The organism is Anaerostipes sp. 992a, assembly GCF_001940245.1.
GTDB lineage: Bacteria > Bacillota > Clostridia > Lachnospirales > Lachnospiraceae > Fimousia.
In genome coordinates, this window is record NZ_MJIG01000003.1 from 220,001 (window position 1) to 232,996 (window position 12,996).

General features: G+C 39.2%; 12 protein-coding genes, 1 tRNA gene and 1 rRNA gene (1 of these 14 running past the window's edge). 9 read left to right on the forward strand and 5 right to left on the reverse strand.

Going from position 1 to position 12,996, the window contains the following annotated elements; translation table 11 throughout:
- Nucleotides 1–1,134: ribosomal RNA gene (locus BHF69_RS02670) — 23S ribosomal RNA — on the forward strand (it extends 1,752 nt beyond the left edge of the window).
- A gap of 129 nt (nucleotides 1,135–1,263) precedes the next feature.
- Nucleotides 1,264–1,336 (forward strand) — tRNA-Trp (locus BHF69_RS02675).
- A 183-nt stretch (nucleotides 1,337–1,519) separates the two neighbouring features.
- Here BHF69_RS02675 and BHF69_RS02680 read toward each other — a convergent pair.
- The 4 genes from BHF69_RS02680 to BHF69_RS02690 form a co-directional block, all read right to left on the reverse strand.
- A complete protein-coding gene (locus tag BHF69_RS02680) occupies nucleotides 1,520–1,870 on the reverse strand; it encodes a YmaF family protein (RefSeq protein ID WP_075669534.1) in 351 nt (116 codons plus the stop codon).
- A 107-nt stretch (nucleotides 1,871–1,977) separates the two neighbouring features.
- Nucleotides 1,978–2,130, reverse strand: a complete 153-nt coding sequence (locus tag BHF69_RS14110; protein WP_158022541.1) for a hypothetical protein — start codon at nucleotides 2,128–2,130, stop codon at nucleotides 1,978–1,980.
- 139 nt (nucleotides 2,131–2,269) lie between these two features.
- A complete protein-coding gene (locus BHF69_RS02685; RefSeq protein WP_075669535.1) occupies nucleotides 2,270–3,406 on the reverse strand; it encodes a glycosyl hydrolase family 18 protein in 1,137 nt (378 codons plus the stop codon).
- 353 nt (nucleotides 3,407–3,759) lie between these two features.
- Nucleotides 3,760–5,217, reverse strand: a complete 1,458-nt coding sequence (locus BHF69_RS02690) for a 4Fe-4S dicluster domain-containing protein (RefSeq protein WP_075669536.1) — start codon at nucleotides 5,215–5,217, stop codon at nucleotides 3,760–3,762.
- A 194-nt stretch (nucleotides 5,218–5,411) separates the two neighbouring features.
- Here BHF69_RS02690 and BHF69_RS02695 point away from each other — a divergent pair, with 194 nt between their 5' ends.
- The 7 genes from BHF69_RS02695 (at nucleotide 5,412) to BHF69_RS02725 (ending at nucleotide 12,640) form a co-directional block, all read left to right on the forward strand.
- The gene (locus tag BHF69_RS02695; RefSeq protein WP_075669537.1) at nucleotides 5,412–6,218 is read left to right on the forward strand and encodes an N-acetylmuramoyl-L-alanine amidase family protein; all 807 of its coding nucleotides are present in this window, start codon (nucleotides 5,412–5,414) and stop codon (nucleotides 6,216–6,218) included.
- Complete coding sequence (locus BHF69_RS02700; RefSeq protein WP_075669538.1) at nucleotides 6,215–6,775, forward strand: YARHG domain-containing protein; 561 nt, start codon at nucleotides 6,215–6,217, stop codon at nucleotides 6,773–6,775. The genes BHF69_RS02695 and BHF69_RS02700 overlap by 4 nt, the downstream gene beginning before the upstream one ends.
- A gap of 15 nt (nucleotides 6,776–6,790) precedes the next feature.
- A complete protein-coding gene (locus tag BHF69_RS02705) occupies nucleotides 6,791–8,083 on the forward strand; it encodes a zinc-ribbon domain-containing protein (protein ID WP_075669539.1) in 1,293 nt (430 codons plus the stop codon).
- Between the two features lie 24 nt (nucleotides 8,084–8,107).
- Nucleotides 8,108–8,968, forward strand: a complete 861-nt coding sequence (locus BHF69_RS02710; RefSeq protein ID WP_075669540.1) for a hypothetical protein — start codon at nucleotides 8,108–8,110, stop codon at nucleotides 8,966–8,968.
- Between the two features lie 79 nt (nucleotides 8,969–9,047).
- A complete protein-coding gene (locus tag BHF69_RS02715) occupies nucleotides 9,048–9,842 on the forward strand; it encodes a leucine-rich repeat domain-containing protein (protein WP_075669541.1) in 795 nt (264 codons plus the stop codon).
- A 9-nt stretch (nucleotides 9,843–9,851) separates the two neighbouring features.
- Complete coding sequence (locus tag BHF69_RS02720; RefSeq protein ID WP_075669542.1) at nucleotides 9,852–11,165, forward strand: vWA domain-containing protein; 1,314 nt, start codon at nucleotides 9,852–9,854, stop codon at nucleotides 11,163–11,165.
- A complete protein-coding gene (locus tag BHF69_RS02725; protein ID WP_075669543.1) occupies nucleotides 11,162–12,640 on the forward strand; it encodes an ATP-binding protein in 1,479 nt (492 codons plus the stop codon). Before BHF69_RS02720 ends, BHF69_RS02725 begins: the two co-directional genes overlap by 4 nt.
- Before the next feature lie 165 nt (nucleotides 12,641–12,805).
- Here the strand turns inward: BHF69_RS02725 and BHF69_RS14115 are convergent, their stop codons facing one another.
- Complete coding sequence (locus BHF69_RS14115) at nucleotides 12,806–12,967, reverse strand: hypothetical protein (RefSeq protein ID WP_158022526.1); 162 nt, start codon at nucleotides 12,965–12,967, stop codon at nucleotides 12,806–12,808.
- Nucleotides 12,968–12,996: the final 29 nt, after the last annotated feature.

The window sequence follows — 12,996 nt, forward strand, 5'->3', positions numbered from 1 at the left end:
GCCCAAGCAACTGTTTAGCAAAAACACAGGTCTATGCAAAACCGCAAGGTGAAGTATATGGGCTGACGCCTGCCCGGTGCTGGAAGGTTAAGGGGAGGGCTTAGAGCAATCGAAGGTCTGAACTTAAGCCCCAGTAAACGGCGGCCGTAACTATAACGGTCCTAAGGTAGCGAAATTCCTTGTCGGGTAAGTTCCGACCCGCACGAAAGGCGTAATGATTTGGGCACTGTCTCAACAACACACCCGGTGAAATTGAAATACCAGTGAAGATGCTGGTTACCCGCGCCAGGACGGAAAGACCCCATGGAGCTTTACTCTAGCTTGATACTGGGATTCGGTACTGCATGTACAGGATAGGTGGGAGACGTGGAATCATGGACGCCAGTCCATGAGGAGTCGCTGTTGGGATACCACCCTTGCAGTATTGGATTTCTAACCAGCAGCCGTGATCCGGCTGGGGGACAATGTCAGGTGGGGAGTTTGACTGGGGCGGTCGCCTCCGAAAGGGTATCGGAGGCGCTCAAAGGTTCCCTCAGAATGGTCGGAAACCATTCGCAGAGTGCAAAGGCAGAAGGGAGCTTGACTGTGACACCGACGGGTGGAGCAGGTACGAAAGTAGGACTTAGTGATCCGGTGGTATAAAGTGGGATTGCCATCGCTCAACGGATAAAAGCTACCCTGGGGATAACAGGCTTATCACTCCCAAGAGTTCACATCGACGGAGTGGTTTGGCACCTCGATGTCGGCTCATCGCATCCTGGAGCTGTAGCAGGTTCCAAGGGTTGGGCTGTTCGCCCATTAAAGCGGTACGCGAGCTGGGTTCAGAACGTCGTGAGACAGTTCGGTCCCTATCCGGCGTGGGCGCAGGAGATCTGAGAGGAGCTGTCCTTAGTACGAGAGGACCGGGATGGACGGACCGCTGGTGTATCTGTTGTCGTGCCAACGGCATAGCAGAGTAGCCAAGTCTGGAAGGGATAAACGCTGAAGGCATCTAAGCGTGAAGCCCCCCTCAAGATGAGATCTCCCATTCTTCGGAAGTAAGACCCCTTGAAGACGACGAGGTAGATAGGGCAGGGGTGGAAGTGCAGCAATGCATGGAGCTGACTGTCACTAATCGGTCGAGGTCTTAACCAGAGAATGGCTGTAGAGATGTTTGAACGTACAGGAAGAGATGGAAGGTTAAGAAGATATCTGTATGTAGTTTTTAGGGTACATCCTTAATACAAGTATTGCAAGATGAAATATATAATTTTGTTATTATATAGGGGTATAGTTCAGCTGGTAGAATAACGGTCTCCAAAACCGCAGGTCGTGGGTTCAAATCCTACTGCCCCTGTTAAGAATCCTAGGAAATAAGCCATTTCCTAGGATTTATTTGTATCAATATTTATATATACATAAAGCAAATGATCAGAGAAATGGAAGAATAAAAAATAATACCACCAGTTAGTAATGACCGGTGGTATTTTTGTGTAAAATAGCACTGAAAAAATCAGTCTCTATAAGTGTATCTCTAAAATTATCTGTACTTAAAGTCAATAGGACTGTCAATAAGGGTAGCTGCCTGAAATTCGTGCTTATGGTTATCTTCCACTTCTGTAAAGTCTTTAATAAAGTGTACGTGTTTTCCATTTCCTACATCAATAGCACCGGAAGTTTTTCCACAGAATTCATGAAAATGCTCATCGGAAAAATCAGTATGGAATTTTACTTCATGGTAATGATCGTGTTTATCTTTGCGATAAATAGCTTCACCTGTTACTGTACAGAATCTATGATTATGACAATCATCACATTCATTAAAAATTCTTGTACTTCCTGTTAATTCATGAACATGTTTCTGATCTTGGGAGCAATTTTGATTATACATTTAAAAAATTCCTTTTTCTTTTACTATATGACAAGAGATAAGTAGTGTGATAAGTGAGCAAAAATAGAGAGAAGAAAAAAGAAGGTCATATGGAGAGATGATGGGGGTTATTCCCCATCATCTCCTCCTGGACCATCCTTTCGTGGCCGAGTAGACTCTGGAAGTGGTTCCACTGGCTTTACAACATTTTCGCCTTGAGGTAAGTCCACATCGGGAATATTATCATCATCGTAATCGTTTTTGATATCTTTTGATTTCATTGTACATACCTTCCTTTCAAAAATAGTATGTGTCGATGAAAGTATATTATGTATGAAACATTAATAGCATTTCTTACATAGGAATGGGTTAATGATTTTGTCAGACAAAGAGTCAATGATGCATCCATAGCGGATTACATTAAATGAGGAATCGATTCTCTAGTAGTAACCAGTTTGCGCGAAAGAGCTGCATGATATTCCAGTAGCTGCATCCACGCAAAGAAAATTCTTTGATCAGATTGAATTTTGCATCCAGACTTCGGACATCTTCAAACCACACTTCATGGAGCTTGCCAGCTTCGGTGTAATGATAATAAGGTGCTTGGGAAATAGGGTCGAATTCAATAGAGGAACCTTTTTCGATGGCCAATTGAACGGCCTCTATATTTCCAAGGGTAATGGCTCTGGATTCGCCTCTGACAAAGGGAAGTGTCCAGTCGTATCCATAGTTAGGAATTCCGAGATGAATTTTTTCTGGAGGAATTACAGTCAGGGCATAATTTACTACTTCTCGAACCTTGTTGATGGGAGCTACGGCCATGGCAGGACCATAGGTATATCCCCATTCATAAGTCATAAGTAGGACGTAATCAGCAATTTCGCCTAACCGTTTATAATCCTTTCCTTCATAAAGAAGACCTTTTTGGTCATCTGAGGTTTTTGGAGCAAGAGCCACAGAGACAGGATAGCCAAGGGAAGAGATTCCGTCTTTCATATAAGCAACAAAGGACACAAAGGCTTCTTTATCTTCTGGAAGAATATATTCAAAATCAATGTCTAGTCCACGAAATCCGCGTTGGGTCATTTGCGAAATAATATCTTCTCTTAAAGATGACATTGAGGAAGGACTATGGATCACTTTGTGAATGAGATAATTGCTAAATTGTCCATCTGGGCCAAAAGGGGTCAAAGTAAGGACAGGTGAGGTTTCATAAGAAGCTGCAAGAGAAAGAATCCAGGTATCATCCAGGGTGGGAGGAATCAGGTGGCCTTCTTCGGTAAATCCATAAGAGAAAACATACAAATAAGATAAATAGGGGAGCGTTTCAGTAAGAACCCATCGGCTGATAAAAGGATAGGCATAACCACCAGAATAAATATGTTGTTTTGGCAGAGAATCTGTTTCATCTTGTGTAGATAAAAGTAGGGCCTGGCCGATGGCGAGACGATAGGGATAGGGGATTTGATTGTTATAGATAATAGAATGTGCGGAAATACCGTATTGTTTTGCAATAGAATCAACAGAGTCTCCAGATTTTACAATATAGATTGTCATACCAACAGCTCCATAAATGAGTGCGTTTATATTAATATATGTGAAAGAAAATTCCAATATGATAAAATTCTTCCGCAGAGTGTTGATTTGGATACAAAGGAAAATGGCCGACATATAGTCGGCCTGAGAGAAAATAATGAAAAAGTTTTATAGCTTTAGCAATGCTACGAGTATTATAATAACATATAATTGTGAAAAAAGTATGTCTAAACAAAATGAAGGGCTTTAGGGCCCTTCATTCTGCTTTGTGTATATGTTTTGTTTGTTTTTTGGTGGAGTTGCAAGTACAGGAGCATTCCTGTAGAGTCTCCTGCAGACTCCACAAAACGAAAGAGTCTGTATTACTAAAATGTTTAGTGTCTGTGCATAGAGAAGTTTAATTCTTCGCCAACATGTTTTTTGATGCTGTCAGCGATTCCGATATCTTCGGTCTTGCTTAAGCAATCCTGACGGTCTTTTTTGAACTGAGGGATTGTCTTTCTTGCACCAGGTCCTGCAATACATCCTCCAGGACAAGCCATGCCTTCAATGAAATCTCCTTTGAATTTACCAGCTTTCATCATAAGAAGTGCTTTCTTACATTCTAAAGCTCCGTTGCAGACTTCAACTTTTACATCAGTGCTTTCGCCGGTTTCTTTTAGAGACTGAACAACAGCATCGGTAACACCGTGGCTGTGGGCAAAGTGTTTTCCAAAGATAGATGCCTGCTGATGATCATATTCTTCTGGTTCTAATGTTACACCCTGGGCTTCTAACATTGGAAGAATTTCACTAAATAACATAACGAAATCAACATTGCCTTCAATCTTCTGATCCTGCATTTCGCTCTTCTTAGCAACACAAGGCCCGATGAATACAGTAACAACATCCGGATCATCTGCCTTTAACATTCTGGAAACAGCACACATTGGTGATACAGAAGTTGAAATATTGTCTACCAGAGTTGGATAGTGCTTATGGATCATATTAACAAAAGCTGGACAGCAAGAAGTCGTCATCTTCTTTCCTTCTTTGTAAGCTTCTGCCCATTCTTCTGCCTCTGCCTGAGCAGTTAAGTCACCACCTAAAGCAACCTCAACCATATCGTCAAAACCGATTTTCTTTAAAGCAGTTCTCCAGCTTGTCATAGTAACACCTTTTCCGAACTGACCTTCTGCAGCTGGAGCAACCATTGCAACAACACGTTTTCCGGAACGGATAGCATTGATAACTTTTACGATACCAGCTCTTGATCCGATTGCACCAAATGGGCAGCTGTGAATGCAGGCACCACACTGAATACATTTATCTTTGTCAATCTTAACAATACCGGATACTTCTTCCATCTGAATTGCGTCTACTGGGCAAGCTTTCTTACATGGACGAACCAGATCAGCAATTGCATTGTAAGGACAAGCTTTTGCACACTGTCCACATTCTTTACAGATATTAGGGTCAATGATGGCTTTTCTTGCACCCATAGTGATTGCATTGAATTTGCAGGCATTCTGACATGCCTTCTGCATACATTTCTGACAGTTGTCGGTTACACTGAATCTGGAAATTGGACATCCATGACAGGCAGCTGGAATAACCTGGATCATATTGTAATCACCCTCATGAAGTGTTCCACCTTCAGCTAAAACAATACGTTCTCTTAATACTTCACGTTCACGGTATACACAGCAGCGGAAGTTCGCATTTGGACCAGGAGATAATTCATATGGAATCTTGTCCCTTTTTTCCTCATAAACTCCTTCAAAGGCGTACTTGGCAACAGTTCTCATAAGTTCGTGCTTTACCTGAAAAATAGTAGCGTCATTTGATAACATAATTTCCTCCCACATAATAGATCTTGATAAATTCCTACTTGGTTAATATTTTAACATACCATGTAAAAAATGCAATAAATTTTGCCGGATTTCTTGTATAAAATTGTGAACAAATAAAACTTTTCATGAAAGTTCTTTGTTTTAATATTAAATTGTGATAAAATGTTGCTAAAGTTTTAGAAAAGGAGACAAAAATGAAGAAAATCAGATGGCTTCTATTGTGGATGACCTGTGTGATTATCTTTTTTACTGGATGTTCGTTTCTAAAAGAAGGTGGAAAGGATAAAGGTCAGATAGAGGAAAAGGAGAAGGGGATGACGACAAATTCTGCGACAACAACAGAGATGAAACAAGAAGAAAAAAAACTGATTGCCATCGATGCTGGTCATCAGGAACAGCAAAATAGTCAATTAGAACCGATTGGCCCAGGCGCATCTGAAAAGAAGATCAAGGTTTCTTCTGGAACGGAAGGTGTGGAAACTGGAGTACCAGAATATAAGGTGAATCTTCAGGTTTCCCAAAAGCTGAAAAAGATTTTTCAGCAGAGAGGCTATGAAGTGTTGATGATCAGAGAGAAGAATGATGTAGATTTAAGTAATCGGGAACGGGCTCAGATTGCCAATGAAGCCAATGCAGATATTTTTTTGAGAATTCATTGTAATAGCGCGGAAAATAGTTTGGTAAATGGTGCGTTAACATTATGTCCGGATTCAGAAAACCCATATTGTGATAGTGAGATGATTGAGAAGAGCAGTCTGCTATCAGAACTGGTTTTAGAGCAGCTGTGCAGGAATACAGGCGCCAAAAAGCTTTCGATTATCCGTACTTCTGATATGTCGGGAATCAATTGGTGTGAGATTCCGGTCACGATTGTAGAGATGGGATTTATGTCGAACCCGGAAGAGGATGAAAAGCTGAATCAAGAAAGCTATCAGGAGCGTCTGGCAGAAGGAATTGCAGATGGAGTCGATACATATTTTGAGAAAGGAATGGAAGAATGAAAGAAAAAACACTGGATAAGATTATCATTGGTCTGGCAGTTGCCATTGTGTTCATGATTTTATTATTTGCAGTCGGAATTTTAAAAGAAAAGAAGAATTCTGAGCAGATAGCAGGAACGACTAATGTGGAAACAACCCAAAAGACAGAAGAGGGTTCCAAGGAACAGACTTCTGGTAAGGTTACAGATAATGAAAGTGAAACGGCTTCTGGAGAAGCAAAGAACGATGAAAAGGTGACAGATGAAACGAAAGAAGAAACTGCTTCTGGCAAGGTTACTTTTGATAAGGATGCAGATTATGTACTTTCAGAAAGTGATACAAGATATTATACGAAATCAGAATTGTCTGCTTTGACGAAAAACCAGCTGGCCATTGCAAGAAATGAGATTTATGCAAGACATGGCTATATTTTTGAGAAAAACAAAGAGATGAAGGAATATTTTGAAGGAAAATCCTGGTACAAAGGAACAACAAAGTCTTCCAATTTTGATGAATCTGTTTTCAATAAATATGAAAAGAAAAATATTGAAACCATCGTAGCATTAGAAGGAAGGTAGAAAGGAGGAGAATTCATGTATTGTCCATATTGTGGAAGTAAGATTGATGACGATGCAAGATTCTGTGGTGAATGTGGTGCTTCTTTAGAAGATTTGAAAGAGGAGAAAGAACTTGAAGAGACAGAATTAGAGGACAAAATCGCAGAGGAATCTGATGAGATAGAAGAAATCGAAGAAGGAATTGTGGAGGAAAAACCAAAGAGAAAACCAGCAGTTAAGAAGCAGTATAGTAAATCTGAAAAGAAAAAGCTTGGTATTATTTTGGTAGAAAGTATTGTTCTGTTATGTCTGGTAGTAGTCTTTGTCATTGTGGGTTCTGCTTATAGCAATCCGAATAAGATTATGAAAAAGTATGCTCAGGCAAGACAGGAAGGAGACTGGGCAACGATCTACGAGTTATATGATATTGGAGATTACGGATTTGTAAGTAAGGATCAGTTTATCTCATTTATGCAGAAAAAAGAGCAGAGCAGTGGAACAGTTCTCAATTATTCCATTCAGCCAAGCAGCATAAACAATGGAGTCAGCCAGAGTATGGTCATGACCTATTCGACAACTGGTGGAAGTACTGGTGAGCAGGAATATTTTACAGTAAAAAGGGAAGGATCCAACCGATTTTTATTTTTTCAGAAATGGTCACTGGATGGAGGTAATATTTTCCAGGATAATTTATACATAAAATATATTCCAGGGATTACTATGAAGTTGGATGGAGTAGAAATCAAAAAGGATTATCTGACGACTTATGGCACAGATAAGATACAGGCATATAAGATTCCAGTTGTTTTGACGGGAGAGCATACATTAAGTCTTCAGGATAAGAATGATTTTATTGAAAAAACGGAACAGACGGTTTCTGTAAGCGGAGATGATATGTATTATGTACCTGCTGTAAAATATACAGAGGCAGCTGCCAAAAAGGCTCTTTCTACTGCAAAGAACTATGTCAAAGATATTTATGATGCGGCTTATAGTAAGAAGGGTGTAACTGCTGTGAAAAAGTACTTTTCCAACAGCGAAGAAGCGAAAAAAGCATATGATGAAATTGTAGAAAGTTATAAATACTATAATGAAAATGGTTATAGCATGCGCAGCTATTCCGTAAGTGTAAACAGTGCTGAAGCCAATACCAATGCAGAAGAAGCGGGGCTTCGCGTGATTGTTTATGGAACGGTAAAAATTAATTATCAATACCGCAGTGCTTTTTCAGGATCCATTTATCCATATAGCGGAGATAAAAGTATTTATCAAAGTCTTGTGATGGGATATGACGATGGAGAGTGGAAGATAGCATCATTTGGATATTAAAATGAAAACAGAGGAGAAACGATTATGGCTAAATTTTGTACAAAATGTGGAAAACCATTAGTGGATGGTCAGCCTTGTTCATGTACGTTACAGGGAAAGGTCGAACCAGAAGAAGAAAAGAAGATATATGTGACTGAAGAGACAGAGGCACCGAAAGAAAAAAAGGTGGTAAAGAAGGTAGTAAGAAAACGAGTTGTCAAAAAAACAATGAATATCTGGGAGATGTTTGTTGCTGTGTTAAAGGCACCAGTTACTGCTATGGAACAGGTGGTAAATGAAAAATATTTTATGAATGGAATGTTGCTTGCTTTGATAGAATGCGCGTTGATGGCATTCAGTGTTTGTGCAGTCATAAGCAGTATGATCCGTATGACTTACAATGGGGTTTCTTCCATTGCAAACAGCATATCAGGTGGATATTCTATGGGAAGAAGCTATGCGCAGTATGTAAATGTACCATATTTTGAGATTTTCTTTAAATTACTCATTTTCTATATTATTATCAAGTTCCTGTTTGTAGTAATTTCTATGGGAATGTTAAATGGTCTTGGAAAGGCAAAGATATCCTTTAAAGCAGCATTTCCAGCTGCATCTGCCTATAGTACAGGAATGATTGTTGGTTTAGTAGTTTCTATTGTATTGACTTTTTTAAATCCATTTATTGGACTGATATTCCTTATGCTGACATCTTATCTTGCATTAATTATGTATACAGCTAGTATTACGGGAATTAAGGAAATCAAAAGAAACAATTGTGGATGGATCGTTTTTCTGACTATGGTCATCAATGGTCTTATTACAATGATTTTACTGATTTTTGTAGCACAGTCATTTGTAACCCAGCTTCAAAATTCTATTTATAACAGCTTTGGAAGTTTGTTCTAAAGTTGATCGAAAACAAAGAAAAACGCGCATTGCGCGTTTTTCTCACTTTAAGCAGATTTGAATAAGGGGGACTTGTGTTATGAGAATATTAGAAATACCAGAGGGAACGACAGAAATTAAAAATTATGAATATCGGGGCTTAAAGGAGCTGGAGCAGGTTCTCATACCAAACAGTGTGAAAAAAATCGGAAAGCATGCATTTTACGATTGTAGAAATTTAAAAAATATCAGAATCTCCGGCAATTTACATGAAATCGAGGATGGAGCATTTAAAAATTGCGATAGTCTTCGATATGTAGAAGTGACAGCGGATAATCACGAAACAGGATGTATGAAAAACATTGTTGCAGATCTTAGTCATGAAATTGTGTTTCATATCCAATATTCGGATGGACAGGCACGGCTGCTGGTTCCATCTTACAGCTATGATTATGAAATAGATATTAATTCCAGAGTTTTTCATGAGGTAGTATATGGATCTGGAGATGCCTATCAAAGATGTGTCAGCAAGGAAAAAATTGATTTTGGAGAGTATGATTTTTTATTTTCCGTAGCTAAGAGAGAGGAACAAGAGCCCACGTTATTTGAACTGATCACAGATCGACTGGAGTATCCTTATCAGCTGGAGGAGAAGGCAAAAGAACGTTATCTTGCATATTTAAAAGAACATGCGGTATCCTATGTAAAGCAAAAGATTGAAAGCAATGATCAGAAAGGACTCCGACTTGCAGCAGATTGTGGGCTTTTTCGAAAAGAAGATATGGAGGAATATCTGGAACTGGCTGGAAAAGAAAAGAAGATTGAAAGTATGGCCTTTTTAATGGAATATCAGAATCAGTATTTTCCAGTTATATTACAGGAATTTGAGTTTTAGGAGAAAGACATGGAAATGACATTTCAGCAGAAATTAAATAAAATTTGTATGGAAATCTGGCAGTCATCTAGAATGGGACTTCATCTTCATATGCGACATTTGGATCAGGCTTTATATGCATTCACATTTGCACGAAATGAAACAACCTCATTTTTTGGAACAGATGGAGATAAGATTTTTTATCATCCAAAGTATGTGATACAGACCTATGAAAAGGATCGGATTTTGATTCAGAGGGGATATGTTCACATGATCGTGCACTGTTTGTTTGGTCATCTATTTCATAGAGACGGCAGGCTCATCGATTACTGGAATCTGGCATGTGACATCGTCGTGGAATATATTTTAGATCAGTGGAAGAATGAAGCAATCCATCTTCCTGTAAGCAGTCAAAGAACACGAATTTATCAGGCGATGAAGACACAAAGGAATGTTCTGACTGCTGAAAGGGTGTATCAGATATTATTGGCTACACCAATGACGGAGAAAGAGTTTAATCAGCTTTTAGGAGAATTCGAAGTAGATGATCATTCATTCTGGAGAGAAGAACAAAATCAGCCAAATCAGCCGCCATTGTCACAAAGGCAAAAAAAATGGGAAAATATGAGCAAAAAGATGCAGATGTCTATGGAACAATTTTCAGATGAAGGAGGCAATGATGGTGAGCATATGGTGGAAACCATGAAGGTGGAAAATCGAAAACGCTATCGTTATTCTGATTTTCTAAGAAAATTTTCCGTATTAAGAGAGGAAGCGGTTGTGGATCTGGATAGTTTTGATTACAATTATTATATTTATGGCTTGACGATGTATGGGAATATGCCATTTATTGAGCCGCAGGAGTGGAAAGAATCTAAAAAGATACGCGACTTTGTGATTGCTATCGACACGTCCATGTCCTGTTCTGGTGATTTGATCGAGAAGTTTCTGGAAGAAACCTATACGATTCTGGCAGAGTCGGATCAGTATTTTTCAAAGACAGTGATCCATATCCTGCAGTGTGACGATCAGATTCGAGATGATACTTTGATTACAAAAAGTGAGGATTTGAAAAGATATATGGAGAATTTTGAGATAAAGGGATATGGTGGTACGGATTTTCGGCCGGTATTTGCACATGTAGAGCAGCTGAAGAATGAAAAAAAGATTCAGGATTTGAAAGGACTTTTGTATTTTACTGACGGAAAAGGAACATTTCCGGCGGTTTGTCCAGATTATCAAACAGCATTTGTATTTATCCAGGATGAATATGAGGATGTAAAGGTTCCATCATGGGCCATGAAACTTATCTTAGACGAACATTCAATTGGAGGAAAACTATGAATATCAAACAAGCAAAAGAAGAGTTAAAGCATACGATACAGGCATATATACAAAAAGATGAGTATGGAATTTATAAAATGGCAGCAGTACGGCAAAGACCAGTATTACTTATGGGACCTCCGGGAATTGGGAAAACAGCCATTATGGAACAGATTGCAAAAGAGTGTGAAATCGGGCTGGTATCCTATACGATTACACATCATACAAGACAAAGTGCCATTGGTTTGCCATTTATTGAAAAAAAAGAATATGGAGGAAAAGAGTACTCTATTACAGAATATACCATGAGTGAGATTATTGCATCTGTTTATGATAAGATGGAGAATACTGGATGTCAGGAGGGAATCTTATTTATCGATGAAATCAACTGTGTATCAGAGACATTGGCACCTACCATGCTTCAATTTCTTCAATGTAAAACGTTCGGGAACCATAAGGTACCAGAAGGCTGGATCATTGTAGCAGCAGGAAATCCACCAGAATATAATAAATCCGTACGTGATTTTGATATTGTAACGTTGGATCGTGTGAAGAAAATTGATGTTGAGGAGGATTATGGAATCTGGAAGGAATATGCATATGAACGAAGTATTCATCCGTCAATTCTTTCTTATCTGGATATAAAAAAAGAAGATTTTTATTGTATTGAGACAACTGTAGACGGAAAGGAATTTGTTACAGCCCGTGGCTGGGAAGATTTATCCCAGATGATGTATTTATACGAAGAACTTGGGTATCAGGTTACGGAAGAAGTAGTAATCCAGTACGTACAGCACAAGAGAATTGCCAAAGATTTTGCTAATTATCTGGATTTATATTATAAATACAAGGATCAGTATCAGATTGAAGAAGTATTGAAAGGGAAAATTGTCAAATCATCTGTACAGTCTTTGTCAAAAGCCGGATTTGATGAGAAAATCAGCATGATTAGTTTGCTGATCACCAAACTGGCAGCTGGAATTAAAGAAGCACTTGCTCAGGATGCATTTACCACAGAGTTATTTGGAAAACTGAAGGAAGTGCAGGCGGAAAATGACATTGCAGTCGTATTGAACAGAATAAATGTAAAGCTAGAGCAGATGCGGGAGAAGGAGATGCTGGATGCAGAGCAGGAAAAGCAGCAGCATAGACTGGCAGCTCAGTTAGAAGCCTATCTTCCGATTATGGAGGAAAAAGGATTCGAGGGAGTCAAAGAAGCATTTGCCCAGCAAGCAGAGCTTCGTAAGCAGCTGTTAGAAGGGGCAGGAAAGCAGCTGGAATATGCATTCTTATTCCTGGAAGAAGCGTTTGGAGAAGGACAGGAGCTGGTATGGTTTGTAACAGAGTTGACTTCTAATTATTATACAGCCAAGTATATTGGCAGATTTGGATGTGAAAAATATTTTTATTACAATAAAGAACTTCTTTTGGTGGAAAAAGACCAGGAATTGCAAAGAGAAATTGAGGAAGTGAAAAATCTTTTGGATTATATGTAAGCAGATTTTGACATATTTTTTATCTCTCAGTTTTTCTTTCCCATAAATACGGGTTTTGTGGACTAAATGAAGAAGAAAATTTCTCCTCCTGCGCCTAGGATGCCAGAACGTAAGAACAACCAAAGCTGTCTGGATTTACCCCGCGCCAAACCCTAATCCGCTCCGCTAGTCGGGCTTGGCATGGCACAAGACGAACTGCATTCCTTTTTTCCATAACAGTTGGAAAGGTAAGTAAACTTCCCTACCAACTGTCCTATGGAAAACAGTCATCTTCGATGCCTGAAGCAGTTCTGGTGATAGAATCCAGCCAACAGGTTGTTCTAACATTCCGCATATGTCGCTTTCGGAGAAGTTTT

Coding starts and splice junctions, on each gene's coding strand:
- BHF69_RS02680 (WP_075669534.1), bottom strand. CDS start 1,870: ATGTATAATCAAAATTGCTCCCAAGATCAGAAACATGTTCATGAATTA.
- BHF69_RS14110 (WP_158022541.1), bottom strand. CDS start 2,130: ATGAAATCAAAAGATATCAAAAACGATTACGATGATGATAATATTCCC.
- BHF69_RS02685 (WP_075669535.1), bottom strand. CDS start 3,406: ATGACAATCTATATTGTAAAATCTGGAGACTCTGTTGATTCTATTGCA.
- BHF69_RS02690 (WP_075669536.1), bottom strand. CDS start 5,217: ATGTTATCAAATGACGCTACTATTTTTCAGGTAAAGCACGAACTTATG.
- BHF69_RS02695 (WP_075669537.1), top strand. CDS start 5,412: ATGAAGAAAATCAGATGGCTTCTATTGTGGATGACCTGTGTGATTATC.
- BHF69_RS02700 (WP_075669538.1), top strand. CDS start 6,215: ATGAAAGAAAAAACACTGGATAAGATTATCATTGGTCTGGCAGTTGCC.
- BHF69_RS02705 (WP_075669539.1), top strand. CDS start 6,791: ATGTATTGTCCATATTGTGGAAGTAAGATTGATGACGATGCAAGATTC.
- BHF69_RS02710 (WP_075669540.1), top strand. CDS start 8,108: ATGGCTAAATTTTGTACAAAATGTGGAAAACCATTAGTGGATGGTCAG.
- BHF69_RS02715 (WP_075669541.1), top strand. CDS start 9,048: ATGAGAATATTAGAAATACCAGAGGGAACGACAGAAATTAAAAATTAT.
- BHF69_RS02720 (WP_075669542.1), top strand. CDS start 9,852: ATGGAAATGACATTTCAGCAGAAATTAAATAAAATTTGTATGGAAATC.
- BHF69_RS02725 (WP_075669543.1), top strand. CDS start 11,162: ATGAATATCAAACAAGCAAAAGAAGAGTTAAAGCATACGATACAGGCA.
- BHF69_RS14115 (WP_158022526.1), bottom strand. CDS start 12,967: ATGTTAGAACAACCTGTTGGCTGGATTCTATCACCAGAACTGCTTCAG.